This is a genomic window from Paraburkholderia sp. HC6.4b (assembly GCF_014200875.1).
In the GTDB taxonomy this organism is placed as follows: domain Bacteria; phylum Pseudomonadota; class Gammaproteobacteria; order Burkholderiales; family Burkholderiaceae; genus Paraburkholderia; species Paraburkholderia tuberum.
Window position 1 is genome coordinate 12,428 of the sequence record NZ_JACHDC010000025.1, and the last position, 24,423, is coordinate 36,850.

Here is a 24,423-nt window from a genome sequence, read left to right on the forward strand (position 1 = left end):
CCTCGTTATGGCGCGGATCGCTTCGCCAGAGGCGATCCGCGTCGGAGCAACCATAAAATTCCTAGCATCCGGCGTTCCCGATACCCAGTGCGCCGCGCATCGTCACCTCACCGTGACGGTGTCCTTCGCGGCGTCGTTGGCGGCATCCTTGCCGTGAGCCGGATCAGGATGATCATCTTTCGCGCCATGAAAGATATGCTTGAAAAGTTCCTTGTTCTTTGCGCCATTCAAGAGGTTTCGCAGCGCGGCTTCGTCATCAGCCGGCTTGAACGAAAGCACTCTCTTGCGGTAGCGCTCCCTGCGTTCATCGAGCATGTAACTCGCTGGTAGCGGCAGTTCGCGGCTGCCCACGTCGAGATCGATGCCTTCGAAGGTCAGCAGCCCCGCATCGTGATTGATGAAGCACGCGGGAGGCTTGGTCCGGTCGATCACGTAGACGCACTGCTTCTGCAGATTGCCGGCGTCGGGCAGCTTGCCGCGGAAGATCTTGTCACGCAGGAACGTGCACATTTCTTCCCAGCACTCCTCGGTGGATTTTCCCGCCGCGCAGGACCGCAAAATTTCGGTCTTCAGAATGGCCTGTGGCACGGCATAGTAAATCGGATAACCGGCCCTCAGGTAAAGTTGCAGTTGCAACACTTCGTAACAGCGGCCCAACGCATGGATCGACGGCACGAGCAAAGACCGTTCATCCGACTCGTCGCCTTCGGTGGGTCCGGTCGCCGTCTGACTGCGGATCGACGGATGTTCTGGCAGCCCGGAATTCTCCGGTTCCGGCTGTCCGCCGCCCCACAGGATCAGATCGCGAAACAGGATCATCGGCAGGAACGAATGGACGATCAGATCCGTCGACGCCCTGCGTTTGGCACGCTCGTTCGCGTCGGCTTCCACCGGCAGCGTGGGATGCCACTTGCGCGACGAGCGCACGATATCGCCGATCGCCTTCGCCACGCAGATGCCGTTCGGTAGTCCGCCGCCCTCCTCGTCGGCCCAGGTCTGCACCAGGTCCCACGGCTCGCCAATCGGCACGCCGAGAAAGTAAAGACCGAGCGACACCGCCGTCAGCAACTCGACGTAGAACTGATTCGCCTGATATGGCGCCGCAGGAATGCCCCGCATCAACTGCGAATCGGCGAGCAGCTTCTTGCCCGATCCGACCTTGCACAGCGCGCCGGCGCAGTGCTTGAGCCGGTCGACGAGACCGCGCACGTCGCGACCGGCAAGCGGCGACTGCCCGCCGACCAGATGGTGTCTGACGATCAGCGAGATCGGTGTCGTGAAGTTCGACCGGTCCGTGTTTTTCGTCGGCACCACGATGGACATCACCAGGTCGCTGATGATCTCCAGGTCGGCCAGCATCGCATCGATGGAAGTAGTCATCACTCGACCTCCGCTGCTATCTCTTCGATCGACGGATCGTATTGGCCGTCGATGGTCGCCGTCTGCCTCGGCTCGGACGTGGCGATGATCGCCACGGCATCCCGGATCAATCCCTTGCAGCGCGCGGCCAACACTCGCTTGCGAATTCCCGATGGCGCGTCTCCTTCGTTCGCCCATTCCTTGAATCCGAGTCTTTCGAGTACGTGATCCTCGTTCTGTCCGAAGGTGGCCGCGCCGTCCGCGGGTATGGCCTGATGGGCATCGGTCAGGCAGGTGCAGATGTACTCCTCGACGGTCGGGCCACGCGCCGCCAGCGTTTGAATTTCACGCTTGGCCCAGCGGGCGAGCGATACCGAGATCTCATCCATGTCGTGCGTCAGGTTGCGCACCTTGACGTCCTTGCCGCGATCGTCGCCGAGAATCTGATAGACGGTCCGGTCGACCACATGCAGCCACAGCGAAGTCTGCGCAATGCGGATCTTGTGTTCGCACACGACGTCTTTCGAGTCGGCCTCGAGCGCGCGCCGTACGTGCCACAGCACGACGTAATGCCATACGAGTCCAATGAACTTGCCGAAGAAGAGTGCCTTGTCCTGCATCGAGCCGTCGTCGAACTCGGGATATTCGAGAGGCGTCACCAGCGTCATCTTCGTGCGCGCGCCTTCCTTCAAGGTCCGATAGAGCGTCGCCGCGGGGCTGCTGCGATAGCCGTCCCAGGACTCGCGCGCCCACCATTGCTTGTCGATATCGAAGAAACGATAGATCGAAAAAATGCCTTTTTCAGACTCCTGAACGTTCGCCGCGCCGCCGTGAGCCTGGTGCGCCGCGCCCGGCTGCAAGCGCTTCCTCTCCTCTGCGCGGGACTGGTCGTGGTTCGGGTCGCGATAGGCGTCGTAAATCACGCGAAGACCATAGCGGGTTCCCATCGCGTTATCGATGCTGGCCACCTTGTCGCTGAGCTCCTTGCGGATGGTCTCGAGCACCGCTTCCTGCTCGTCGACGAGCTTGCGTTGCTGCTCGAGCGCGCAATAGTGTTCCGCGGCCACGTAAATGGCGGCGAGCGCCAATGCGAGTACGACCGCATCGGTATAGCCCTCCCATATCTCTCCGCCGAACAGCAATACCGCGGGGACGTAGCAGAACACCGGAATGCACCAGCGCGACGCGAACCAGCTTCGCAGGATGCCGACTCCCCCCTTCGAGCGGGAGTCGACGTCGGGAGCGGCCTCGCCTTCCTCTTCCGCGATACGCTTCTTCTGCTCGAACTCGCGTTCCGCGATGGTCCGCGCCCGTTCTTCTTCTCCACGGCAAATGTGGACATAGAACACGAGGAACGTGAAGGCCGTGACCAGCAACGCAAGCAGCCAGCTCTCGCCCATGCTGGTTGCGCGATCCGCGTCGCTGACTTCCTTCATCACCGCGGCGATCTTTTTAACGCACTCGATGCCGGGAGGAAAGCAATCCGCATCCGGCACGCGATGCGAAAAGGTCACCACCCAGTAGATACCGCTGCCCACCAGAACCGCAATGCCGCCTAGCGCGGTGAGGGCGAGCTTTTTTGCATGAGGGCCCTGCTCGAGGTGGGAAGCGGGTTTGTCGCCGAAGGGTTTGGAGCGGCGATTCTCATCTGACGGCTTTTCCATACGCATTGCCTCCTGATCGATCAAGAGCACGGGAATGCGGGAAGCGGTGACGTATAAACGCACCGTAGGTCGGACGAGCGCCGTGATGAGGGCTGCGAGCAGGCTTTGCCGGTCGGGACGGGGCTGAACTATCTATCTAAGATCGGGCCCGGAAAGATGTCAATTGGCGCGCGTAGTCTGTGTCCGCCAGACCACAATTGGCACCGGCGGCTGATGGGCGGGACATGCCAAGCAGACCTAAGGGCGGGCGCGGGTGCGCCGGGCCGCGCGCCCCGCGCGGCATGCGATACGCCGCGCAAGTCAGTCGCCATGCTCCGCGCCCAGCGCCGCCAGTGGATGCGCGTCGCCATGCCACGGCGAACTCAGGAAATGCCGCACGCGCTCGGGTTGCACATCGGCGAGCGTCGCCGGTGACCAGCGCGGCCGACGGTCCTTGTCGATCAGTTGCGCACGCACGCCCTCGCGGAAATCGCCTTCCTCGATCGAGCGCTTCACGATGCCGAGCTCCATCCGGAAGCAATCGGCAAGCGTCATCTGCCGGCCGCGCAGCAGCGCTTCGCGCGTCACCTGCAGCATCGTCGGCGAATGGGCGGTCAGTGCGTCGTAGGTCGCTTGCAGCCATTGCCGCACCTCGCGCGGCGGTTCGCGTTCGAGATCCTGACGCAGTGTCGCGACGATGCGCTCGACGCCCGAACGCCGGTCGAAGTGGCGCAGGATCAGTTGCGTCAGCGCGCCGAGCGGTGCGTGCGGCACGATATTGCACGGCGGCTCGAACACGGCGCGCAGCGCGTCGATGCGCTCGCCGTCGTGCGACATGCGCTGCAAACGTTCCTCGAAGCTCGCGAGCCAGTCGGCCGGCACGCACAGGTCGGCCAGTTGCAGGCGCATCGCGTCGGCGCCCGCTAGCGTCGCGCCGGTCAGCCCGACATACAGCGCAAGCTCGGCCGGCATCACGCTCAGAAAACGGCTCGCGCCGACGTCGGGCACGAAGCCGATGCGAGTCTCCGGCATCGCGATGCGGCTGCGTTCGGTCACGATGCGCAGCCGCGCCGCCTGGCCGAGGCCCATGCCGCCGCCCATCGCGATGCCGTCGAGCAGCGCGACCACCGGCTTCGGAAACGTGTGCAACGCGTAATCGAGCCGGTATTCGTCGACGAAGAACGCGAGCCAGCGTGGGTCGCCCTGCGTCGCGAGCCGATGTACCTCGCGCACGTCGCCGCCCGCGCAAAAGCCCTTGTCGCCAGCGCCCTTCAGCACCAGCGCGACGATCCCGGCATCGGTGCGGCAATGCTCGACCAGCACCGCGAGTTCGCGCACCATCGCGTGCGACAGCGCGTTGAGCGCGGCAGGCCGGTTCAGCGTGATGATCGCCGCGCGGTTGACGACGCGAAACAGCACGTCGGGTTCGGCTTGCGGGTTCGTCGCGGCGCGCATTTCGACCGCAAAACCGCGCAAAGTGCTCATCGCTGCGTCTCCCGCGATGCACGGCTCGTCTGCCAGCGCGGCGCGCGTTTTTCGAGGAACGCGTTGACGCCCTCGCGCTGATCGGCGCCATCGAACAGATCGACGAAGCGCTCGCGTTCTAGCGCGAGCGCGGCGGCGCGCGGCACGCCATGCCGCGCCTGATGGATCAGCTCCTTGCTGAAGCTGACCGCCTGCGGGCTCAAACCGGTGACGCGCTGCGCCATGTTCAATGCGGCTTCACGCGCGGCGCCGCGCTCCACCACTTCTTCGACGAGACCGATGCCGAGCGCGGTCGCCGCATCGACGCGCTCGCCGGTCAGCATCATCCGCTTGGCCCAGCCTTCGCCGACGAGCCACGGCAGCGTCTGCGTGCCGCAGCCGCATGGCAGCAGACCGACCGCCGTCTCGGGGAGCGCCAGCACCGCATGCTGCTCGGCGATGCGGATATCGCAGGCGAGCGCGCATTCGAGACCGCCGCCCATCGCAAAGCCGTTGAGCGCCGCGACGACGACGGGCCGCGCGTTCTGCAGCGATTCGAAGGCTGCGCCGAAACGCGCGGCCGCGGTGCGCGCGACTTCGCGATCGCCGTCGGCGAACGTGTTCAGATCGGCGCCCGCGCTGAAAAACTTCGGACCGTCGCCGGTGATCACGAGCGCGCGCACGCGCGCATCGGCGTTCAACTGCTCGACGGTGCGTTGCAATTGCAGCAGACCGTCGGGCGTGAAAGCGTTCGCGGGCGGCCGTTTCAACGTGATCAAAGCAACGGCGCCGTCATGTGCGTAATCGAGCTCGATCATTGCGTGCCTCCCTGGCCGTTACCGCCGCGCTCACACGAGCGATACAGCTTGATCACCGCCGAAAAGTCCAGGCGCCCCGCGCCGTTCGCGCTCATCGTTTGATAAAGCTGCTGCGCGAGCGCGCCGAGATAGACCGGTTGACGCACGCCGCGCGCGGCATCGGTGGCGAGGCCGAGGTCTTTCAGCATCAGGTCGGTGCCGAAGCCGCCGGTATAGCCGCGCGAGGACGGCGCGGTCTCGATCACGCCCGGCATCGGGTTATACGTGTCCGAACTCCAGCAGCGCCCGGTCGACGTATTGATGATGCTACCGAGCACCTTCGTGTCGATACCGAGCGCCTCGCCGAGCGACATCGCCTCGGCGACGCCCGCCATCGAGATGCCGAGCACGAGGTTGTTGCAGATCTTCGCGACCTGGCCCGTGCCGGTGTCGCCGCAATGCACGATGTTTTTTCCCATCGCCGACAGCACCGGCTTGACCTGCTCGTACGCGCTCGCACTGCCGCCGACCATGAAGGTCAGCGTGCCCGCCGCCGCGCCGCCCGTGCCGCCCGAGACCGGTGCATCGACGAAGCTGTTGCCATGAGCCGCGGCGAGTTCGGCAAACGCTTTCACGCTGGCGGGATCGATCGTGCTCGAATCGATGATCGGCACGCCCGGCGCGATGCCGGCGAGGATGCCATCGTCCGCGACGAGCACGCCGCGCACGTGAGCCGCGGCGGGCAGCATCGTGATCACGCATTCGACGTCGCTCGCGGCGGCTTGCGGTGAGCGGGCCGGCTGCGCGCCCGCGTCGACGAGCGTGCGCAGAGCTTGCGCGCTGAGGTCGAACACGTTGAGCGCGTGGCCCGCCTTCAGCAGGTTCAGCGCCATCGGCGCGCCCATATTGCCGAGTCCGATAAAGCCGATCTTCATGATGTCGTCTCCGGGTGTGCCCTCAGTGCCTTCAACGCAGGCGGATCGTCGTGTTGACGCCATCGTTGACGGTGTCGTCGTCGAACCAGCGCGCGGTGACCGTCTTGGTCTGCGTGTAAAACTGCACGACCTGCTTGCCGTAGGGACCGAGATCGCCAAGCTTCGAGCCGCGCGAACCGGTGAAGCTGAAAAACGGCACCGGCACCGGGATCGGAATGTTGATGCCGACCTGGCCGATATCGATCTCGCTCTGGAACTTGCGCGCCGCCGCGCCGCTTTGCGTGAAGAGGCCGACGCCGTTGCCGAACGGGTTGGCATTGACGAGCGCGATCGCATCGTCGAGCGTCGCGACGTTCAGCACCGCGAGCACCGGCCCGAAGATTTCGGTGCGGTAGATTTCCATGTCGGCCGTCACGTCGGTGAACACCGTCGGGCCGATGAAGTTGCCCTGCTCGTAGCCGTGCACGTTCACATCGCGGCCGTCGAGCACGAGCGTCGCGCCCTCTTTCACGCCAGCGTCGATCAGACCGAGAATGCGCTGCTTCGCGGCGCGCGACACGACCGGCCCGACATCGGTGCCCGGCTCGTGACCCGCGTTGACCTTCAGCGTCTTCGCCTTCGCGACGAGATCGGGCAGCCACTCGCGCGCGGCACCGACCAGCACCGCCACCGAACTCGCCATGCAGCGCTGACCGGCCGCGCCGAACGCGGCGCCGGCGAGCGCGTTGAGGGTCTGTTCGCGATTCGCGTCGGGCAGCACGACCGCGTGGTTCTTCGCGCCCATCATCGACTGCACTCGCTTGCCGTGTTCGCTGCCGAGGCGATACACGTGCGTGCCGACCGCCGTCGAGCCGACGAACGAAATCGCCTTCACCAGTTCATGCGTGCACAGCGCATCGACGACTTCCTTGCCGCCGTGCACGACGTTCAGCACGCCCTTCGGCACGCCGGCTTCGAGCGCGAGTTCGACGAGCTGCATCGTCGACAGCGGGTCCTGCTCGGATGGCTTCAGCACGAAGGTATTGCCGCACACGAGCGCCATCGGGAACATCCACAGCGGGATCATCGCGGGGAAATTGAACGGCGTGATGCCGACGCATACGCCGAGCGGCTGGCGCAGCGTGTAAGTGTCCACACCACCGGCGACGTTCTCGGCGAACTCCCCCTGCTGCAACGTGCCGATCGAACACGCGTGCTCGACGACTTCCAGACCGCGGAAGATGTCGCCCTCGGCATCGGGAATCGTCTTGCCCTGCTCGGCCGACAGCGTCTTCGCGATGCGCGGCATATGCTCGCGAATCAGCGCCTGGTACTTCAGCATGATGCGCATGCGCGCGCCGATCGGCGTGTCCTTCCACGTTTTGAACGCGGCGTGCGCGCTGCGCACCGCCGCGTCGACTTCCGCGACGGTCGCGAACGGCACGCGCGCGAGGACCGCCTGCGTGGCCGGGTTCACGATGTCGCGCCACTCGGTCGTCTTCGATTCGACGAACTCGCCGTTGATCAGCAGTTTGACGGCGGCCACGGCGCCGGCAACGTCGCGGCCGGTCTCGTTCGAAGCAAGGGTGCTCATGCTGAAACTCCTGTGATTTAGAAAACAGTGCCCCGACGCGTCGAATCCGAAGCTCGAATTCAACGCGTGCGATTCAAACCGGGGCGGCAAACCAGCAATGGCGAGGAATAAAGACAGTCACCGCAAGTCGGGAAAATCCTCTTCCCAATACTCGTCCGGCAGACGCGCGGGCTCGGCCGCGCGCTCCATTTCGCGGCGCCGCAATTCGACGCGGCGAATCTTGCCGGAGATCGTCTTCGGCAGTTCGCTGAATTGCAGACGGCGAATCCGCTTGTACGGCGCTAGTTTTTCACGCGAGAACGCGAACACCGCGCGCGCGAGTTCGGGACCGGCTTCGTAGCCGTGACGCACGGTGACGAACGCCTTCGGCACCGCCAGACGCAACGCGTCCGCGCTCGGCACGACGGCCGCCTCGCCGATCGCCTCGTGTTCGATCAGCACGCTTTCGAGTTCGAACGGACTCAGGCGATAGTCGGACGACTTGAACACGTCGTCCGAGCGGCCGACGTACACGTAGTAGCCGTCGTCGCGACGCAGCGCGACATCCGAGGTGCGATAGAGGCCGTTGCGCATCGACTGCGCGGTCGCGTTGGCGTTGTTTGCGTAACCCGTCATCAGGCCGAGCGGCCGTTCTGCGAGCGGCAGCGCGATTTCGCCTTCGCCGACCGGTTGGTCGTCGGCGTCGAGCAGCTCGACCCGGTAGCCCGGCAGCGGACGCCCCATCGAGCCGGCCACGACCGGCTGGCCCGGCGAATTGCCGATCTGGCAGGTCGTTTCGGTCTGGCCGTAGCCATCGCGAATCGTAATGCCCCACGCGTGCCTGACGCGCTCGATGACCTCCGGATTCAGCGGCTCGCCGGCGCCGACGATTTCGCGCAGCTTCACCGGATAGTCGCCGAGCGGCTCCTGCACGAGCATGCGCCAGACGGTCGGCGGCGCGCACAGCGTGGTGACGTTGAAGCGCACGAGCGCGGCGAGTGTGTCTTTCGGCACGAAGCGCGGGACGTTGAACACGAACACGCAGGCCTGCGCGTTCCACGGCGCGAAGAAGCAGCTCCACGCATGCTTGGCCCAGCCCGGCGAGCTGATGTTCCAATGGATGTCGCCGGGTTGCAGGCCGATCCAGTACATCGTCGACAGATGCCCGACCGGATAGCTCTGGTGCGTATGCTCGACCAGCTTCGGCTTCGAGGTGGTGCCGGACGTGAAGTACAGCAACAGCGGATCGCTGGCGTGGGTGACACCGTCCGGCGTGAAATGCGGCGAAGCCTCGTACGCGGCGGCAACATCGATCCAGCCGTCGCGCGGCGCACCGACCGACAAGCGGGTGAGCGGCACGTCGAGCGCATCGAATTTGCCCAGCTCCGCGCTGTCGACCACGACGAACTTCGCGCCGCCAATCTGCACGCGCTCGCGCACGTCCTCGGCGGATAGCTGCGTGGTGGCGGGCAGCACGATCGCGCCGAGCTTCATCGCGGCGAGCATGACGTCCCATAGCTCGACGCGGTTCGGCAGCATCAGCAGCACACGGTCGCCGCGGCCGACGCCCGCGCCGCGCAGAAAGTTCGCCATCCGCGACGAGCGCTCCGACATCTGCGCGTACGACAGACGCAGGCCGTCGCTGGAAGGATCGTCGACGATCCACAGCGCGGGGTTGTCGTTGCCATGCGCGATCGCGTCGAAGTAGTCGAGCGCCCAGTTGAACTCGCCGAGCGCGGGCCACGCGAATTCGCGGTACGCGCGCTCGTAGTCGGTGCGATGGCGCACTAGCAGATCGCGCGCTTCGAGAAAGGCTTTCGCTGCTGTCATCGTCGTCTCCTGTCGACCAGAGTTAGCGCTTTAGCGCTTACTCCGGTCCCATGCAACGTAGTTGCGAGTGGCGCGGGGCGCGCTCGGTTTTTTTTCGCCGCGGTGATCCAGGCGAGCATCCACGGCCAGGCTATTGTGCGCTCAAACGCCGCCCTCAAACATGGCGCGCGATCACCATCCGCTGCACTTCGCTCGTCCCTTCGTAAATCTGCGTGATCCGTGCATCCCGGTAGTGGCGCTCGACCGCATAGTCCTCCAGATAGCCGTAGCCGCCATGAATCTGGATCGCGTTCGAACAGATCTCCTCCGCAAGCTCCGACGCAAAAAGCTTCGCCTGCGACGCCTCCGACAGACACGGCCGCCCCGCCGAGCGCAGCCGTGCCGCGTGATGCACGAGCAGGCGCGCGGCATTCAGGCGGGTCGCCATGTCGGCAAGCATGTTCGCGATCGTCTGGTGGTCTTTCAACGGCTTGCCGAACTGTTCGCGCTCGTTCGCGTAGCGGCGCGCGGCGTCGAACGCGGCGCGCGCAATGCCGACTGCCTGCGCGGCGATGCCGATGCGTCCGCCTTCGAGATTCGACAGCGCGATGCGCAGACCCTCGCCCGGCTCGCCGAGCAGATTGGCCTCGGGCACCGCGCACTGATCGAGCGAGATCGGACAGGTGTCGGACGCGCGAATGCCGAGCTTGTGCTCCGGCCGGCCGACGTCGAAACCCGGCGTCGAGGTCGGCACGATGAAGGCGGACAGGCCGCGCTTACCGCGCTCGGGATCGGTGACCGCGAATACGATCGCGAGACCGGCGCGCGCACCGTTGGTCACGAACTGCTTGCTGCCGTTCAGAATCCACTGCCCGTCGCGCCGCTGCGCGCGGGTGCGCAGATTGTTCGCCTCGGAGCCCGCCTGCGGCTCGGTCAGGCAGAACGCGCCGATCGTCCGACCGATGGCGAGTTCGCGCAGATAGCGGTCTTTCTGCGCGGCGCTGCCGAAGTTCAGGATCGGCGCGCAGCCGACCGAGTTGTGCACGCTCATCAGCGTCGCGCAGGCGGCGCAACCGGCCGCGATCTCTTCCAGCGCGAGCGCATAGGCGACGTAATCGGTGTAGGAGCCGCCCCACTCGGCCGGCACCATCATGCCCAGAAAGCCGAGTTCGCCCAGCTGCGCGACGACCCCGGCCGGCAGTTGCGCGTCGCGATCCCATTGCGCCGCGTGCGGCGCGAGACATTCGGTCGCGAAGTCGCGCGCGGCGTCGCGGATCATCCGTTGTTCGTCGGTGTAGAAGCTGTCCATGACTGCGTCCTCGTTGGTGCTGACGGCCGTGCTGGCGATCGCGGTGATGCGGCAAGTGTAGGCAAGCGGCCCGCGCCGTTCGATGCTCGCTCCGCTCATTCTTGCTGAGCGCTTTTGCCATACTGCTACCATTGCACGTGCATTGAGCCTCCGCCATTTCAGGGGCTTCATGAACCACGACCCAGCCCATGCTGAGCGCTTTTGCCAGAAAAGCCGAATCCCGATGAAAAGCGACAAAGGCACGATCTCCGTCAGTCTCGTCGAGGAAACGCTCGCGCTCGCGACGGCGCACGGCCTCGACGCGCGAGCGCTCGCCGAAGCGGCCGGCATTGCCAAGGCGATGCTCGCGTCGCCGAAAAGCCGCGTATCGTCGGCGCAATACGGCGCGCTGTGGGCCGGCATCGCACGCGCGCTCGACGACGAATTCTTCGGCCAGGACTCGCATCCGATGAAAAGCGGCAGCTTCATCGCGATGACGCAGACGGCGCTGGGCGCGCGCAACGGCGCGCAGGCGCTTGCGCGCGCGGTCGGCTTCATGCGGCTCGTGCTCGACGATCTCGGCGCGACGATCGACACCGACGCGCAGCGCGTGCGCCTGAAGTTCGTCGAGCGCGCGGGCACGCGCAAGCCGGCGATGTTCGCTTACGCGACGTATTTCATCCTCGTGTACGGGCTCGTGTGCTGGCTCGTCGGCCGGCGCATTCCGTTGCTCGAAGCGCGCTTTCGCTGCGCCGCGCCGCCGGCCGCGCACGAATACCGGCTGATGTTCTGCGAAGAGATGTATTTCGACGAGCCGGAGTCGTCCGTCGATCTCGACCCTGCGTTTCTGGAACTGCCGGTGATCCAGACTTCGCGCTCGGCGCGGCCGTTTCTGCGCGATGCGCCGGGCAGCTTCATCGTCAAGTACCGCAATCCGGGTTCGCTCGCCGCGCGCGTGCGCAAGACGCTGCGCGCGCTGCCGATGTCGGGCTGGCCCGCGGCCGATCAGATGGCCGCGCGCCTGCACGTCGCCGAGGCGACGATGCGGCGGCATCTGAAGCAGGAGGGCCACACGTATCAGTCGATCAAGGACGCGCTGCGGCGCGACATCGCGATCGCCGAACTGCAGCGCACGCAGCGCACCATCGCCGATATCGCCAACGCCGTCGGCTTCGCGGAGCCGAGCGCGTTTCATCGCGCGTTCCGCAAATGGACCGGCATGCGCCCGACCGACTACCGGCCGGCCCGGGCCGCGGGGCTCGATCTCACGCGACGCGCCGAATCGGACTAAGCTTTAAGCGGCAACAGGCCAGCCTTGATCGAGGGTAGGGGCCCGCGCCGCCGGTTCGCACCGGCTGGCGCGACGGCCGTCAGCGATGAACACGACTCCGCGTCTCCCGCTCCGGCAGTTCGGTCCGCGCAGGCCGCTTATCCGCGGCGGCATCGTGGGCCGTTTGATGCGCGGCATCGCCGTGCTCGGCGTGCTATGCGCGTTTGGCTTCGCGACGCGCGAAGCGCTGGCGCCGCTGCAAGCGGCCAATGCGGCGAGCGCGGCGAACGTCGCCACCGCGACCGCCAACAGCGTCGTCGTGATTCCGGTGAATGGCGCGATCGGACCTGCCACCGCCGATTTCATCGTGCGTGGTTTGCAGCGCGCGGCCAGCCAGCGCGCACAGCTCGCGGTCCTGCAACTCGATACGCCCGGCGGCCTCGATACGTCGATGCGGCAGATCATCAAGGCGATCCTCGCCTCGCCGGTGCCGGTCGCGACCTTCATCGCGCCGAGCGGCGCGCGCGCGGCCAGCGCCGGCACCTACATCGTCTATGCGAGCCACATCGCGGCGATGGCGCCGGGCACCAATCTCGGCGCCGCGACGCCGATCCAGATGGGCATCGGCGGCAACGAGCCGCCCGCCGGCGGACCGCCGGTAACGCCAGCCACCCCAGGCACGCCGGGGCTGCCGGACATGCGCACGCCGCCTGGCGGCGCGTCCGCGCCTGCGCCTGCGTCACCCGGCGCATCATCCGAAGCCGCCAACGCACTGCCGCTCGACACCCAATCGACCGAACTGCGCAAGCAGGTACACGATGCCGCCGCCTACATCCGCGGCCTCGCGCAGATGCGCGGCCGCAACGCCGAGTGGGCCGAGCGCGCCGTCCGCGAAGCGGTGAGCCTGTCCGATGAGGAAGCGCTCGCGCAGCACGTCGTCGATATCGTCGCGCGCGACGTGCCGGACCTGCTGCGCCAGCTGGACGGCCGCACGTACGTCACGAGCGCGGGCAGCGTCACGCTGCACACCGCGCATGCGCCGCTGATCACGCTCGAACCCGACTGGCGCAGCCGCTTTCTCGCCGTGATCACCGATCCGAGCGTCGCGCTGATTCTGCTGATGCTCGGCATGTATGGCCTGTTCTTCGAATTCGCCAATCCGGGCTTCGTGCTGCCCGGCGTAGTCGGCGCGATCAGCCTGCTGCTCGGCCTGTTCGCGATGCAGATGCTGCCCATCAGCTACGTCGGCCTCGGGCTGATCTTTCTCGGCATCGCCTTCCTGATCGGCGAAGCGTTCCTGCCGACCTTCGGCTCGCTCGGCTTCGGCGGCGTGGTCGCGTTCGTGGTCGGCGCAACGATGCTGATGGATACCGACGTGCCCGGCTACGGCATCCCGCTGCCGCTGATCGCCGCGGTCGTCGTGTTCAGCGTCGCGTTCGTGCTCGGCGTGTCGCGGCTCGCGCTGCGCGCGCGGCGGCGGCCGGTCGTGACGGGCTCGGAGGCGCTGATCGGCTGCGTCGGCGTGGTGCTGGACGGCGGCTTGCTGCCCGAACCCGAACACGCGGCGGGCGGCCCGCTGGCCGGCTGGGCGCGCGTGCACGGCGAGCGCTGGCGCGTCTCGAGCACCACGCCGGCCGCGCCTGGTCAGAGCGTGCGCGTGACGGCGCGCAACGGCCTCACACTGACCGTGGTGCCCGTTACGTCGGTCGACGCCTTACAAGGAGAACGCTCATGATCGGCTTCACATTCGGCTTCGGCAGCATCCTGATCCTGCTCGTGGTCGCGCTGATTGCGTCGTCGGTGCGGATTTTTCGCGAGTACGAACGCGGCGTCGTGTTCATGCTCGGCCGCTTCTGGAAGGTCAAGGGGCCAGGGCTCGTATTGATCATTCCGATCGTGCAGCAGGCGGTGCGCATGGATTTGCGCACCATCGTGTTCGACGTGCCGACGCAAGACGTGATCACGCGCGACAACGTGTCGGTCAAGGTCAACGCGGTCGTGTATTTCCGCGTCGTCGATCCGGAGAAGGCGGTGATCCAGGTCGCGCGCTACTTCGAGGCGACCAGCCAGCTGGCGCAGACGACGCTGCGCGCGGTGCTCGGCAAGCACGACCTCGACCAGCTGCTGTCGGAGCGCGAGCAGCTGAACACCGACATCCAGAAAGTGCTCGACTCGCAAACCGACGCGTGGGGCATCAAGGTATCGATCGTCGAGATCAAGCACGTCGATATCAATGAAACGATGATCCGCGCGATTGCGCGTCAGGCCGAAGCCGAGCGCGAACGGCGCGCGAAGGTGATTCACGCGGAAGGCGAGTTGCAGGCATCGAAGCAGTTGCTGGAGGCGGCCCAGACGCTCGCGCGGCAACCGCAGGCGATGCAGTTGCGCTATCTGCAGACGCTGGTGACGATCGCCGCCGACAAGAACTCGACGATCGTGTTTCCCCTGCCGATCGACCTCGTGAGTGCGGGGCTGGAACGCTTCAACAAGCCATCGGCGTGATAGGACGATATTTGTCAGGACATCCATTCGGCGCGGATTAGCGTCGACGTTTCGGCATACCCGCCCGCTTGCGCGTTGCTTGCGCTGAGGTGGCGAACGAGGCTCGCGGCGGGTTCGATTTGCCGGCAGAAGTGGTGCGTTGCTTGTACTGCCTTACCCGGCGCGCCGAAAAACCACCAGGTCCGGCTGTTTTTCCGCTCCGCAGGAGCCCGCCATGAAACTGTCTTCCCGCATTGGACTCGGCGCGCTGTTGGCCGCCGTGGGTATCAGCACCGTCTACGCGCAAGCGGTGACGCAGCCCGCCGACCCGTCGGCGCCGAAAACGCGCGCCCAGGTCCGCGCTGACCTCGCGGAATGGCTCGCCGCCGGCTACGACCCGTTGGACTGGATCGACTATCCGGAGAACGCGCAGCGCGCGGGCCGCATCGTCGCGCAACACCGCGAGCAGCAGCAAGGCAACGCCCCGACGGCCGTGCAGTAAGCGGTCGCGGCTTGCGTAATCGCAGCCTGCATGCCGCTCGCCGCGAGCGGCATGGCACGGCTTGCGTCGCGCCAAGGTATCATCCGGTCCCGCCATCCCCCACGCAGCAAACCAGCCGCACACAGCCGGAACCCGCACCATGCCAATCTGGGTCGATGCCGACGCCTGCCCGGCCGTCGTCAAGGACATGCTGTATCGCGCGGCGCGCCGGACCGGCATGCCGCTGACGCTGGTCGCCAATTCGTTCCTGCGCGTGCCGCCGTCGCCGCTGATCCGCGCGATTCAGGTGCCGGCCGGCTTCGACGCCGCCGATCAGTTGATCGTCGAGCGCGTCGTCGCGGGCGACCTCGTGATCACCGCCGACATCCCGCTCGCCGCCGCCGTGCTGGCAAAAAATGCCCACGCGCTCGATCCGCGCGGCAACTGGTACACGCCCGGCACGATCGAAGAACGGCTGCGCGTGCGCTCGATGCTCGACCAGTTGCGCTCGAGCGGCGTCGACACGGGCGGGCCGGCCGCCTTCAGCGCGCGCGATGGCAAGGCGTTTGCTGGCGAACTCGATCGCTGGCTCGCGCGTCAGGCGCCTCGCGGTGATGCGCAGGCGCCACAGTCGCACGGCAAACCGCCCGCCTGACGGGCCCGGGCGGCCTGCTGGCGCCGCCGCAGGCGCCGGGGCGCTGCCATTCGTGATTACAATTCCGCCGTAACGCCGCCGCGCGGCCTGCCTTGCCGCGCCGCGCTGTCACCGCCTCGATGACAAAAACACTGTCTGAACGACGAAAGAGAGGAAACCCGCCACATGGACTCGATCAAACGCTACTTCGGCTTCGACGCCGTCGACACCAACCTGCGCACCGAAGTGCTAGCCGGCGTGACCACTTTCCTGACGATGGCCTACATCATCTTCGTGAACCCGGCGATTCTCGGCGACGCCGGCATGCCGAAGAGCGCGGTGTTCGTCGCGACCTGCCTCGTGGCCGCGCTCGCGTCGCTGATCATGGGCCTGTACGCGAACTACCCGATCGCGCTCGCGCCCGGCATGGGCCTGAACGCGTACTTCGCATACACGGTCGTCAAGGGCATGGGCTACACGTGGCAGGCCGCGCTCGGCGCGGTGTTCATCTCCGGGTGCCTGTTCCTGATCGTCACGCTGTTCCGCGTGCGCGAGGTGATCGTCAAGGGCATTCCGCATTCGATCCGCATCGCGATCACCGGCGGCATCGGTCTCTTTCTCGCGATCATTTCGCTGAAGTCGGCCGGCGTGGTGGTCGGCAATCCGGCCACGCTCGTCACGCTCGGCAATCTGCATGACCCGCACGTCGTGCTCGCGGCGGTCGGCTTCTTCGGCATCGTCACGCTGGATCATATGCGTGTGCGCGGTTCGATCCTGATCGGTATCGTCGGCGTGACGATCCTGAGCTTTTTCTTTGGCGGCAACCAGTTTCACGGCATCGTGTCCGCGCCGCCCTCGATCGCGCCGACGCTGTTCCAGCTCGATATCCGCAGCGCGCTGTCGAGCGGCGTGCTGAACGTGGTGCTGGTGTTCTTCCTCGTCGAGCTGTTCGATGCGACCGGCACGCTGATGGGCGTCGCGAACCGCGCGGGGCTGCTGGTGGAAGGCAAGATGCATCGGCTGAACCGCGCGCTGCTCGCGGACAGCACCGCGATTCTCGCCGGCTCGATGCTCGGTACTTCGTCGACGACGGCGTATATCGAAAGCGCATCGGGCGTGCAGGCCGGCGGCCGTACCGGCATGACCGCGATCACGGTCGCCGTGCTGTTCGTCGCGGCGCTGTTTTTCGCGCCGCTCGCCGAAGTGGTGCCGCCGTATGCGACCGCGCCCGCGCTGCTGTACGTGTCGTGCCTGATGCTGCGCGAACTGGTCGACCTGCCGTGGGACGACGCGACCGAAGTCGTGCCGGCCGCGCTGACCGCGCTGCTGATGCCGTTCACCTACTCGATCGCGAACGGCGTCGCGTTCGGCTTCATCTCGTACGCGGGACTCAAGCTGCTGACGGGCCAGGCGCGCCAGGTGAAGCTGGTCGTGTGGATCATCGCGGCGATTTTCCTGTTCCGGTATTTCTATCTCGGCAGCGAATGAGGAGGTCGCGCTCGCGCGGCCGGGGGGTCGAATGTGTCGTCGGGTTCGGGGACCGTTTATCATCCGATGTTTCGAATGATGATCGACCCGGTCGCGATCGACCGGGTCGCGACCGACCGGGTCGCGACCGACCCGGTCGCAGCGGCACGGGTCGCCACCCCAGGAGCCTCGATGTCCTCATATAACCGCACGACGGACCGCTACACGAAACCCGCGATTTTCTTCCACTGGATGATTTTTCTGCTGGTCGCGCTGGCCTATCTGGCCATCGAAATCCGCGGTCCGCGCGGCTCCGACAGCCGCGCGTTCTGGACCGGCGTGCATTTTTGGGCCGGCACGCTGGTGCTCGGGCTGGCCGTGTTGCGGCTGCTGTGGAGATTGTGGGCCGGCGCGCCGGAGGAGCTCGAAAGCAATCGGCTGCTCGCTTTTCTCGGGCGCTCCGCGCACCTCGCGCTCTATGTGTTCATCTTCGCCCAGCCGCTGCTCGGCATGCTGATGGTCAATGCGGGCGGGCGGCCGGTGTCGCTCGCATGGACGGACATCAGCTTCACGCTGGTGCGTGCGGATGCGATCGCGCGGCCGCTGTTGAAGGACGCGCACGAGTGGCTCGGCAACGTGTTCTATTGGGTGATCGGACTGCACGCGCTTGCGGCGATCGCGCACCATGTGGTGTTCAAGGATCGGGCGCTGCGGCGGATCATTTGAAAGTAATGGAGTTGGCTGCGTGCCGCCGATGCATTGCACGCGGTCGCGGCTTGCGCGCAGGCCAGCCAGCGGCAGCGGCACGGGTGAATCCGAACTTCGCGCTTCGGCAGCAGTCGCGCTTGCCGAAGCTTCGGTACCGGTAGCCAGCCGATAGTTTCAGATCGGTCAGTTACGCCAGTTCGCCTCGTAAAACCGCACGTAACCGCTTCTGAGCACGAGACACTGCGCGCGCGTTTCCGACAACAGCCGGCGCGTGGCGGCCTCGATGCGCGGCCGGTGCGCGTCGAACGCGACGATCATGTCCTCCAGCCGGGGGGACGCGGCGCCGAAGTGATCTTCGAGCGCTTCCGCGGTGATCATGCACTCCACCCTCTGCCCATCGACCATTGCCGGAAACGCCAAAGTAAGTTCGCGACCTGAATATTCAGGGGCTTCGTTCGGGAATTGGATCTGCATGGGAGTCACCTGGAAGAGTGCGCGCACGATGCGCTCGGGTAATGCACGCGCTGATTGCTTGCTATCGCGTCCGCCGCTCGTTCCTCCTTGTCCCATGCAGCCGGCGCGGGCCGTCGCCTCGACGCGGCATCGTCAGTTCGCGCCACGCGGAGGTGAATTGATTCACTTTAGACGAGTTCGGGCCAGGTGCAAGATTTCCCCGATTTTTTCTTGAAGGCGCGGCTGACGCGCCGATGTTGCGGCGCGGCATAAAGCGCTGTCCGATCCCGTGTAAAGTGTCGCGCACCTAGTCTTTGACCTGCACGATGTCCGCCCCCACCCGCCCGCCTGTGGTTCGCGTCGAACCGCTCGGCCAGAGCTTCGAAGCGCCCGATTCGCTGACGATTCTCGAAGCCGCCGCTTTCGCCAATCTGCGTTTGCCGCGTTCGTGCCGCAACGGCACGTGCCGAACATGCTTGTGCCGGATGACGTCTGGGCGTGTGCGCTACTCGATTGACTGGCCCGGCGTGAGCCGCGAGGAAAAGGCGGACGGCTATATCCTGCCGTGCGTGGCGGTCGCGGAAACCGACTTGGTGATCGAAGTGCCGGATGCGGTCGCGATACCGGCACGGTGAGCGGGAGCGTAGGGGCCTGGCGCCCCGCTAGCCGACGCTTTCACGCGCTGTGTCTTACCGCCCGTTGCCCATTGCGCGGGCGATTTTCTTGTCCGTGTTGTACTGGCTCAGCGAATACACCGACCAGATGGCCGCCGGCACCCAGCCGATCAGCGTGATTTGCAGAATCAGGCAGATGATGCCCGCAAACGGACGGCCGATCGTGAAAAACTGCAGCCACGGCAGAATGATGGCAAGCAACAGACGCATTCGGTTTTCCTGTTCCTGTGATTACGGCAGCATGGGTGAGTCCGCGGGGGACGCATCTGCCTCGTTGTTGAACTCATCGAGCGGCGCAAAACGCGGCACCTCGACGCCTTCCTGCTCTACCAGCTCGAAAAACACCGTCGCTGGACGGGTCCAGATCGTACCATTGGCCGCCTTGTAGACGATCATCGTGACCGTCGGATCCGATTCGAGCGTGGCCTCGCAGACCAGCTCGTAAATGCCGCCTTTGTAGTGTCGGTAGCGCATGGTGTGTGACCTTATTTTGGGCGTCGTCGAAGCATTTTCGAGCACGGCGCGCCTGAGCTCAGCCGCCCTCTTTCATCTGCTTCAGGATCTTGTAGACGGTCGCGCGGCCCATCGTCAGCACCGCGGCCACGTAATTCGCCGAGCTGCGGCCGCGAAACGCGCCCTGCGCGTGCAGCGCCTCGACGATTTCACGCTTGTGCTCGCGCGTCAGCGCATTGATGCCGATTTGCCGGTCGCGCAGCCACGTGTGCAGATACGTGTTGATGCGGTCCTGCCAGTCGTCGCGGAACAGATCGTCGGCAGGCGCGTCCGTCATCGCGCCGCCCTTGATGAACAGATCGAGCGTCGAGCGCACATCCTCGAACACCGCGATGTTGAAGTTCACGCACAGGATGCCGGCGGGCTTGCCGTCGTCGTCGAACAGGATGTTGCTCACGCAGCGCATGCGGCGGCCGTCCCAGTTCAGTTTCTCGTAGGGGCCGATGGTCTGGCCGCGCGCCGCGAAGTGCGCGTCGTCGAGCACCGACGGCGCGCCCACCTCGAGCCGCGACAGATTGTTCACCAGATACGCGATGGTCTGATCGCGCAGATCGTGAATCACCACCTCGGCGCACGGATAGAGCAGCGCGGCGATGCCGTCGGCGATCGGCGCGTAGCGCTTCAGCAGCAGGTCTTTGACAGGAGACACGTTCGGGTTGCGCATGGAAAAAACGCGAGGTTCGAAGGAGGCGGCGCGCAATAGCGGATGAAGACGAAGCCAGACGCCCGCAGTGGACGCCGGCGCGCCCGCTCGGTCCGCAATTCAGGAAGTCGCCATTGTAGCGGCCTCGCGCTGGCGCCGCGACTCGACGCCGGACGGCAATTTTGTCCACCTCGCGAGCGCATTTTTTTCGTGCGATAAACACTGATCCGCCGACACCCAACCGAACGGAGCCAACCGATGGCCACACTCGAAGCGCTTCGCGCCGTGCTCGACGACAAGCGCACGCCGGAGATCATTCGCAACCACATCATCGATTCGCTGCAGTACGCGCTGCGCAACCATGGTCAGGTCTTCACAGCCAAGGAAGTCGAATGGTTGACCGGCTGGGACGATGCGCGCCTGCCGCTGGCGGCCGCGCGCGAATTGCAGAAGCGCGTCGCCGAGACGTCGCGCTGACGCACGCGTTCGAATAGGAGCCTCGCGCGCGCCACTCGCGCAATTCGCGCGTCCGTCGCCCGTCCCGCCTCCGACACGACTTCGCCAACCGCCCGCGAAGCCCTGCCAGTCGGGCGTTCCGGTCGTGCGCTGAAGTTTGCACTATCCAATCAGCCCTATTTCAGGCATCATGTTGCAATTGTTGTACCTCGCACCCATATAGCACTGGCAGCACCAGGCAGTCTCAACCCGGCATCTCCGCACCACCCCCGACTGTTCGACCGCCCTTATCTGCGATCCCGTCACTCCGGCAATGCGCCGCCCGCATTCGCCGTCGCGAGAAGTACACCGAGCGGTTCAGCATCATGCGTCCGGCGCCCGAATTGACGCGCCGCTTCAGCGTTTTTTCGGTCGAATCCGCGTTTTTGCGCGACCGCTCGGGCCATTGTCATTGAGCCCGCCGGGTCTAGCAGGTCTGTGCCAACCATTTTTATCGCCGGCGCGCCCATCGGTGCTGCGCCGCCGGTCCGCGCCGTGACGCGTCAAAGGAGCGTTGCCGGAAGCAGCGCCCCGCACGCGGCGCGTGGACCACGCAATACAGGACATGTTTCTCATGAATTCAGCTGTCAGGACCTACAAGGGTTACGAAATTCACCCGCTCGTTTATCCGCGCCGCCCCGCGGGCGCGCAAGCGACCCGCAATCCGGGCGCCGGTTACGACGCTTCGGTGCGCATCTGCCGCGTCGGCGCCAATGCGGCGGCCGACGGCCGGGTATTTCGCCTGCAGTATCTGTTTCCGTTCGACGGCATGGGCAAGGCGCGCATCGCGTGCATGGCGCATGCGGAACGGCTGATCGACGGCCAGGTGAGCGGTCAGTCGGTCACCGATCTTTGAGCGGCGTCATCGGCGCGTCACTCATGTCGCGCAGCGTGCTTTCGGGCGCCGCTGCTTTTCAAACGAATCCACAGTCGCGCCGCTCGCAATGCCTGCGGCCGGTTTCCCCTTTATCCCATCGACCAGGAGTTATGCATGGCGAAAGAAGAACTGCTTGAACTTGACGGTATCGTCGACGAAGTGCTTCCGGATAGCCGCTACCGCGTGACGCTCGACAACGGCGTCGTGGTCGGCGCCTACGCGTCCGGGCGCATGCGCAAGAACCATATCCGTATTCTCGCGGGCGATCGCGTAACGCTCGAATTGTCGGTCTACGACCTGACCAAGGGGCGGATCAATTTCCGCCACAAGGACGAGCGTGCGAGTGGCGGCGGTGCGCCACGGCACGCGGCGCGGCGGAGGTAAGCAGGGGTCACGGCGCCGCCCTGCGTACCTGTGATGTTGTGCAGGCGATGCGGGCAGCCCGCCCGAACCCATGCGAAAGCGCGAGGCCCGACAGACTCGCGCCATACCTTCCGACTCCGCGTTCTGCTTGAACGCGCTACGTCAGCCTCGCCGCCCAAGCGCGTGAAATAGACGTCTTCCCTGACATTCGGGATGCTCTCCAGCGCATGCGCGAACGTCGTACGCCGCAACACGCGCGGCGTCTTGATTGGAATCTGGCGGCACGCCGCTTCGGCGACCACGCACGTCGCAGCACGTCTCGCTAAACTCCAAACACCGCCCCCAAATCCTCCCCACCCGCGCTTTTGCGCACCTGCTCGACCACCCGCTCCTCTAGCTCCATCTGCGCCCGCTGCTGACCTCGATCAGCCCGTTGATGACGGCGATTCGCGACGCGACCGGCTTGAGCTTCTACGGCGCGTCATTGCTGACCAGTCTGCCGGTGGCCGCGACGAACGCGATGCGCCGCTTCGGTGCATCGGGCGTCCGCTGTCCTGCATGCCCCTCGCCGGTGCAGCGCGACCGGCGTGGCCGCGTCACCTCTTTCGCGGACGATTCGCAGCGATCGCCCGCAAAAAACCCAATCGATCCCCGCCATTCGCGCGAATGCGCTCACACACCTCGCCAAGTCCCGTCGCGCGAAGGCTGGCATATCCATTGCTTTACTGATAGTCAGATGTCTCTTCCCCCGACTCCATGCTGCGTGTTCTCCTTGTCACCGACACCGACAAACCCATCGGCGATCTGCGCGACGCGCTCGCCTGTCTCGGCTGCGAAATGCTCTCCGGCACCGCGACGCCGCAGGCGCTGCATCGCGCGGTTCAGGACGAGCGGCCCGACGTCATCATCATCGATACGGAGTCGCCGTCGCGCGATACGCTCGAACAGCTCGCCGTGATGCATGCGACCGCGCCGCGCCCCGTGCTGATGTTCAGCCACGACGCGAACCAGCAACTGATCCGCCAAGCAGTCAACGCGGGCGTCACCGCGTATCTGGTCGAAGGCCTCGCGACCGAGCGGCTCGCGCCGATTCTCGAAGTCGCGCTCGCGCGTTTCGCGCAGGAGTCGCAATTGCGCGAGCGGCTCGCGCAGGCCGAAAACGAACTGGCCGAGCGCAAGCTGATCGATCGCGCGAAACGCCTGCTCATGGATCAGCAGAAACTCACCGAACCGGCCGCCTACGCGAGTCTGCGCAAACGCGCGATGAACCAGGGCGTCAAACTCGCCGAGGTGGCGCGCGAGGTCGTCGCGTCGGCCGGCTCGCTCAAATGATGCGCTCATGAATCCAGCCACTTCCGTCACCGCCGCGGCCTTTGCGGAGCCGCCTGAAAAGACCCATCTGCGGCTCGGCTTCGTCGCGTTGTCCGACGCGGCGCCGCTGATCGCGGCGAAGCTGCTCGAGTTCGGCCATGCGCACGGGCTCACGCTCGAACTGTGCCGCCAGCCGTCGTGGGCCGCCGTGCGCGACAAGCTGCTAGCCGGCGATCTCGACGCCGCGCACGCGCTTTACGGGCTCGTGTATGGCGTGCAGCTCGGCCTCGGCGGCCCGCGCACCGACATGGCCGTGCTGATGGTGCTGAACCGCAACGGCCAGGCGATCACGCTGTCGAATCGGCTCGCCGATGCGCTCGCGAAGCATGGGACATTGCGCGAGGCGCTCGCGACGCTCGGTCGCAAGCCGGTGTTCGCGCACACCTTCCCGACCGGCACGCATGCGATGTGGCTGTACTACTGGCTCGCGGCGCAAGGCGTCGATCCGTTGCGCGACATCGACAGTGTCGCGATTCCGCCGCCGCAAATGGTCGCCGCGCTTGCCGAAGACCGGCTCGACGGTCTGTGCGTCGGTGAGCCGTGGAATGAAATGGCCGAGGCGCACGGCGTCGGCAAAACGATCGCTTATTCGAGCGAGGTGTGGCCCGAGCATCCCGAGAAAGTGCTCGCCTGCCGACGCGATTTCGTCGATGCGCATCCGCGCACGACCCGCGCGCTCGTGCAGACCGTGCTCGAAGCGTGCCGCTGGCTCGACGGCGCCGGGCATCGCGACGAGATCGCCCGCTGGCTCGCGCGGCCCGATTACATCGGTATCGACGAGACGCTGATTGCGGCGCGGCTCGGCGACCACCTCGACACGGCGAACCCGCGCCGCCTGCCGATGCGTTTCTTCGACGACGGCGCGGTCAACTATCCGCATCCATTCGAAGGCGCGTGGTTCCTCACGCAGTTCGAGCGCTGGGGGATCATCGATGCGCACAACGACTACGACGCGGTCGCCGCGCGCATCAACCAGACGCAGTTGTATCGCGAGGCCGCCGCACGCGTGAACGTGCCGGTGCCCGGCGAGGACGTCACAAGGGAACTGATCGATGGCGCGGTGTGGGGAAGCGGCACACCATCCGCCGCTTATGCGCGGCGTTTTGCGATCCGCCGCTGAGCGGACCGCACGCGAAAGCCCCGAGA

At 65.8% G+C, this 24,423-nt stretch carries 25 protein-coding genes and 1 pseudogene; 14 read left to right on the plus strand and 12 right to left on the minus strand.

Annotation, left to right across the window (positions count from 1 at the left end):
• Nucleotides 1–102: 102 nt before the first annotated feature.
• From HDG34_RS31985 to HDG34_RS32020, 8 genes are all read right to left on the minus strand, one after another.
• Nucleotides 103–1,380 (minus strand): hypothetical protein, encoded by a 1,278-nt coding sequence (locus HDG34_RS31985; RefSeq protein WP_221309319.1) that lies wholly within the window; start codon nucleotides 1,378–1,380, stop codon nucleotides 103–105.
• Entirely contained in the window at nucleotides 1,380–3,023 is a 1,644-nt protein-coding gene (locus HDG34_RS31990) for a hypothetical protein (protein ID WP_184066120.1), read from the minus strand. The genes HDG34_RS31985 and HDG34_RS31990 overlap by 1 nt, the downstream gene beginning before the upstream one ends.
• A 300-nt stretch (nucleotides 3,024–3,323) precedes the next feature.
• Nucleotides 3,324–4,487 (minus strand): enoyl-CoA hydratase/isomerase family protein, encoded by a 1,164-nt coding sequence (locus tag HDG34_RS31995; RefSeq protein ID WP_184066123.1) that lies wholly within the window; start codon nucleotides 4,485–4,487, stop codon nucleotides 3,324–3,326.
• The gene (locus HDG34_RS32000; RefSeq protein ID WP_184066126.1) at nucleotides 4,484–5,284 is read right to left on the minus strand and encodes an enoyl-CoA hydratase; all 801 of its coding nucleotides are present in this window, start codon (nucleotides 5,282–5,284) and stop codon (nucleotides 4,484–4,486) included. The genes HDG34_RS31995 and HDG34_RS32000 overlap by 4 nt, the downstream gene beginning before the upstream one ends.
• On the minus strand, nucleotides 5,281–6,198 hold the full coding sequence (gene mmsB, locus HDG34_RS32005) for a 3-hydroxyisobutyrate dehydrogenase (RefSeq protein WP_184066129.1): 918 nt from the start codon (nucleotides 6,196–6,198) through the stop codon (nucleotides 5,281–5,283). Before mmsB ends, HDG34_RS32000 begins: the two co-directional genes overlap by 4 nt.
• Nucleotides 6,199–6,229: 31 nt before the next feature.
• Complete coding sequence (locus HDG34_RS32010) at nucleotides 6,230–7,771, minus strand: CoA-acylating methylmalonate-semialdehyde dehydrogenase (RefSeq protein ID WP_184066132.1); 1,542 nt, start codon at nucleotides 7,769–7,771, stop codon at nucleotides 6,230–6,232.
• Between the two features lie 117 nt (nucleotides 7,772–7,888).
• Nucleotides 7,889–9,580 (minus strand): AMP-binding protein, encoded by a 1,692-nt coding sequence (locus tag HDG34_RS32015; protein WP_184066135.1) that lies wholly within the window; start codon nucleotides 9,578–9,580, stop codon nucleotides 7,889–7,891.
• 154 nt (nucleotides 9,581–9,734) lie between these two features.
• Nucleotides 9,735–10,868 (minus strand): acyl-CoA dehydrogenase family protein, encoded by a 1,134-nt coding sequence (locus HDG34_RS32020; protein WP_184066390.1) that lies wholly within the window; start codon nucleotides 10,866–10,868, stop codon nucleotides 9,735–9,737.
• Nucleotides 10,869–11,091: 223 nt separating this feature from the next.
• On the opposite strand from HDG34_RS32020, the gene HDG34_RS32025 reads away from it, so the two are divergent.
• The 7 genes from HDG34_RS32025 (at nucleotide 11,092) to HDG34_RS32055 (ending at nucleotide 17,906) form a co-directional block, all read left to right on the plus strand.
• Nucleotides 11,092–12,138 carry an AraC family transcriptional regulator gene (locus HDG34_RS32025; RefSeq protein WP_184066137.1) on the plus strand — a complete coding sequence of 349 codons (1,047 nt, stop codon included), beginning with the start codon at nucleotides 11,092–11,094 and terminating at the stop codon, nucleotides 12,136–12,138.
• An 85-nt stretch (nucleotides 12,139–12,223) separates the two neighbouring features.
• On the plus strand, nucleotides 12,224–13,852 hold the full coding sequence (locus HDG34_RS32030) for a nodulation protein NfeD (RefSeq protein ID WP_184066141.1): 1,629 nt from the start codon (nucleotides 12,224–12,226) through the stop codon (nucleotides 13,850–13,852).
• Nucleotides 13,849–14,619 carry a slipin family protein gene (locus HDG34_RS32035; RefSeq protein ID WP_184031463.1) on the plus strand — a complete coding sequence of 257 codons (771 nt, stop codon included), beginning with the start codon at nucleotides 13,849–13,851 and terminating at the stop codon, nucleotides 14,617–14,619. Before HDG34_RS32030 ends, HDG34_RS32035 begins: the two co-directional genes overlap by 4 nt.
• Before the next feature lie 214 nt (nucleotides 14,620–14,833).
• Complete coding sequence (locus HDG34_RS32040) at nucleotides 14,834–15,100, plus strand: DUF4148 domain-containing protein (protein ID WP_184054530.1); 267 nt, start codon at nucleotides 14,834–14,836, stop codon at nucleotides 15,098–15,100.
• Between the two features lie 139 nt (nucleotides 15,101–15,239).
• Nucleotides 15,240–15,734, plus strand: a complete 495-nt coding sequence (locus HDG34_RS32045) for a YaiI/YqxD family protein (RefSeq protein ID WP_184066144.1) — start codon at nucleotides 15,240–15,242, stop codon at nucleotides 15,732–15,734.
• A gap of 165 nt (nucleotides 15,735–15,899) precedes the next feature.
• Nucleotides 15,900–17,201 carry an NCS2 family permease gene (locus HDG34_RS32050; RefSeq protein ID WP_090806536.1) on the plus strand — a complete coding sequence of 434 codons (1,302 nt, stop codon included), beginning with the start codon at nucleotides 15,900–15,902 and terminating at the stop codon, nucleotides 17,199–17,201.
• A gap of 171 nt (nucleotides 17,202–17,372) precedes the next feature.
• Complete coding sequence (locus HDG34_RS32055; protein WP_090810140.1) at nucleotides 17,373–17,906, plus strand: cytochrome b; 534 nt, start codon at nucleotides 17,373–17,375, stop codon at nucleotides 17,904–17,906.
• Nucleotides 17,907–18,071: 165 nt separating this feature from the next.
• On the opposite strand, the gene HDG34_RS32060 is transcribed toward HDG34_RS32055, so the two are convergent.
• A complete protein-coding gene (locus HDG34_RS32060) occupies nucleotides 18,072–18,362 on the minus strand; it encodes a DUF1488 domain-containing protein (protein WP_026226687.1) in 291 nt (96 codons plus the stop codon).
• Between the two features lie 305 nt (nucleotides 18,363–18,667).
• Here HDG34_RS32060 and HDG34_RS32065 point away from each other — a divergent pair, with 305 nt between their 5' ends.
• A complete protein-coding gene (locus HDG34_RS32065) occupies nucleotides 18,668–18,976 on the plus strand; it encodes a 2Fe-2S iron-sulfur cluster-binding protein (protein ID WP_184066147.1) in 309 nt (102 codons plus the stop codon).
• 54 nt (nucleotides 18,977–19,030) lie between these two features.
• Here the strand turns inward: HDG34_RS32065 and HDG34_RS32070 are convergent, their stop codons facing one another.
• The 3 genes from HDG34_RS32070 to HDG34_RS32080 are packed head-to-tail and all read right to left on the minus strand — an operon-like array spanning nucleotide 19,031 to nucleotide 20,192.
• Nucleotides 19,031–19,225: a YqaE/Pmp3 family membrane protein gene (locus HDG34_RS32070; RefSeq protein ID WP_090806541.1), complete on the minus strand. Its 195-nt coding sequence runs from the start codon at nucleotides 19,223–19,225 to the stop codon at nucleotides 19,031–19,033.
• A 21-nt stretch (nucleotides 19,226–19,246) separates the two neighbouring features.
• Entirely contained in the window at nucleotides 19,247–19,489 is a 243-nt protein-coding gene (locus HDG34_RS32075; RefSeq protein WP_184066150.1) for a DUF1653 domain-containing protein, read from the minus strand.
• A gap of 58 nt (nucleotides 19,490–19,547) precedes the next feature.
• Entirely contained in the window at nucleotides 19,548–20,192 is a 645-nt protein-coding gene (locus HDG34_RS32080) for a transcriptional regulator (RefSeq protein WP_018425410.1), read from the minus strand.
• 237 nt (nucleotides 20,193–20,429) lie between these two features.
• Between HDG34_RS32080 and HDG34_RS32085 the strand changes: the two genes are divergently transcribed.
• From HDG34_RS32085 to HDG34_RS32105, 6 genes and pseudogenes are all read left to right on the plus strand, one after another.
• Nucleotides 20,430–20,648 (plus strand): hypothetical protein, encoded by a 219-nt coding sequence (locus HDG34_RS32085; protein WP_184054544.1) that lies wholly within the window; start codon nucleotides 20,430–20,432, stop codon nucleotides 20,646–20,648.
• A 592-nt stretch (nucleotides 20,649–21,240) separates the two neighbouring features.
• Nucleotides 21,241–21,522 carry a hypothetical protein gene (locus HDG34_RS32090; RefSeq protein WP_090810142.1) on the plus strand — a complete coding sequence of 94 codons (282 nt, stop codon included), beginning with the start codon at nucleotides 21,241–21,243 and terminating at the stop codon, nucleotides 21,520–21,522.
• Nucleotides 21,523–21,657: 135 nt separating this feature from the next.
• Nucleotides 21,658–21,927 (plus strand): translation initiation factor IF-1, encoded by a 270-nt coding sequence (gene infA / locus HDG34_RS32095; RefSeq protein WP_090806547.1) that lies wholly within the window; start codon nucleotides 21,658–21,660, stop codon nucleotides 21,925–21,927.
• Between the two features lie 382 nt (nucleotides 21,928–22,309).
• Nucleotides 22,310–22,453: pseudogene (locus HDG34_RS40280) on the plus strand (MFS transporter); the annotation flags it as partial.
• A gap of 209 nt (nucleotides 22,454–22,662) precedes the next feature.
• Nucleotides 22,663–23,238 carry an ANTAR domain-containing response regulator gene (locus HDG34_RS32100; protein WP_090806551.1) on the plus strand — a complete coding sequence of 192 codons (576 nt, stop codon included), beginning with the start codon at nucleotides 22,663–22,665 and terminating at the stop codon, nucleotides 23,236–23,238.
• A 7-nt stretch (nucleotides 23,239–23,245) separates the two neighbouring features.
• On the plus strand, nucleotides 23,246–24,397 hold the full coding sequence (locus HDG34_RS32105; protein ID WP_184066152.1) for a CmpA/NrtA family ABC transporter substrate-binding protein: 1,152 nt from the start codon (nucleotides 23,246–23,248) through the stop codon (nucleotides 24,395–24,397).
• Nucleotides 24,398–24,423: the final 26 nt, after the last annotated feature.

Bases quoted from the DNA above. Each gene is read 5' to 3' on its own strand.
- HDG34_RS31985 (WP_221309319.1), bottom strand. From the start codon at position 1,380: ATGACTACTTCCATCGATGCGATGCTGGCCGACCTGGAGATCATCAGC.
- HDG34_RS31990 (WP_184066120.1), bottom strand. From the start codon at position 3,023: ATGGAAAAGCCGTCAGATGAGAATCGCCGCTCCAAACCCTTCGGCGAC.
- HDG34_RS31995 (WP_184066123.1), bottom strand. From the start codon at position 4,487: ATGAGCACTTTGCGCGGTTTTGCGGTCGAAATGCGCGCCGCGACGAAC.
- HDG34_RS32000 (WP_184066126.1), bottom strand. From the start codon at position 5,284: ATGATCGAGCTCGATTACGCACATGACGGCGCCGTTGCTTTGATCACG.
- mmsB (WP_184066129.1), bottom strand. From the start codon at position 6,198: ATGAAGATCGGCTTTATCGGACTCGGCAATATGGGCGCGCCGATGGCG.
- HDG34_RS32010 (WP_184066132.1), bottom strand. From the start codon at position 7,771: ATGAGCACCCTTGCTTCGAACGAGACCGGCCGCGACGTTGCCGGCGCC.
- HDG34_RS32015 (WP_184066135.1), bottom strand. From the start codon at position 9,580: ATGACAGCAGCGAAAGCCTTTCTCGAAGCGCGCGATCTGCTAGTGCGC.
- HDG34_RS32020 (WP_184066390.1), bottom strand. From the start codon at position 10,868: ATGGACAGCTTCTACACCGACGAACAACGGATGATCCGCGACGCCGCG.
- HDG34_RS32025 (WP_184066137.1), top strand. From the start codon at position 11,092: ATGAAAAGCGACAAAGGCACGATCTCCGTCAGTCTCGTCGAGGAAACG.
- HDG34_RS32030 (WP_184066141.1), top strand. From the start codon at position 12,224: ATGAACACGACTCCGCGTCTCCCGCTCCGGCAGTTCGGTCCGCGCAGG.
- HDG34_RS32035 (WP_184031463.1), top strand. From the start codon at position 13,849: ATGATCGGCTTCACATTCGGCTTCGGCAGCATCCTGATCCTGCTCGTG.
- HDG34_RS32040 (WP_184054530.1), top strand. From the start codon at position 14,834: ATGAAACTGTCTTCCCGCATTGGACTCGGCGCGCTGTTGGCCGCCGTG.
- HDG34_RS32045 (WP_184066144.1), top strand. From the start codon at position 15,240: ATGCCAATCTGGGTCGATGCCGACGCCTGCCCGGCCGTCGTCAAGGAC.
- HDG34_RS32050 (WP_090806536.1), top strand. From the start codon at position 15,900: ATGGACTCGATCAAACGCTACTTCGGCTTCGACGCCGTCGACACCAAC.
- HDG34_RS32055 (WP_090810140.1), top strand. From the start codon at position 17,373: ATGTCCTCATATAACCGCACGACGGACCGCTACACGAAACCCGCGATT.
- HDG34_RS32060 (WP_026226687.1), bottom strand. From the start codon at position 18,362: ATGCAGATCCAATTCCCGAACGAAGCCCCTGAATATTCAGGTCGCGAA.
- HDG34_RS32065 (WP_184066147.1), top strand. From the start codon at position 18,668: ATGTCCGCCCCCACCCGCCCGCCTGTGGTTCGCGTCGAACCGCTCGGC.
- HDG34_RS32070 (WP_090806541.1), bottom strand. From the start codon at position 19,225: ATGCGTCTGTTGCTTGCCATCATTCTGCCGTGGCTGCAGTTTTTCACG.
- HDG34_RS32075 (WP_184066150.1), bottom strand. From the start codon at position 19,489: ATGCGCTACCGACACTACAAAGGCGGCATTTACGAGCTGGTCTGCGAG.
- HDG34_RS32080 (WP_018425410.1), bottom strand. From the start codon at position 20,192: ATGCGCAACCCGAACGTGTCTCCTGTCAAAGACCTGCTGCTGAAGCGC.
- HDG34_RS32085 (WP_184054544.1), top strand. From the start codon at position 20,430: ATGGCCACACTCGAAGCGCTTCGCGCCGTGCTCGACGACAAGCGCACG.
- HDG34_RS32090 (WP_090810142.1), top strand. From the start codon at position 21,241: ATGAATTCAGCTGTCAGGACCTACAAGGGTTACGAAATTCACCCGCTC.
- infA (WP_090806547.1), top strand. From the start codon at position 21,658: ATGGCGAAAGAAGAACTGCTTGAACTTGACGGTATCGTCGACGAAGTG.
- HDG34_RS32100 (WP_090806551.1), top strand. From the start codon at position 22,663: ATGCTGCGTGTTCTCCTTGTCACCGACACCGACAAACCCATCGGCGAT.
- HDG34_RS32105 (WP_184066152.1), top strand. From the start codon at position 23,246: ATGAATCCAGCCACTTCCGTCACCGCCGCGGCCTTTGCGGAGCCGCCT.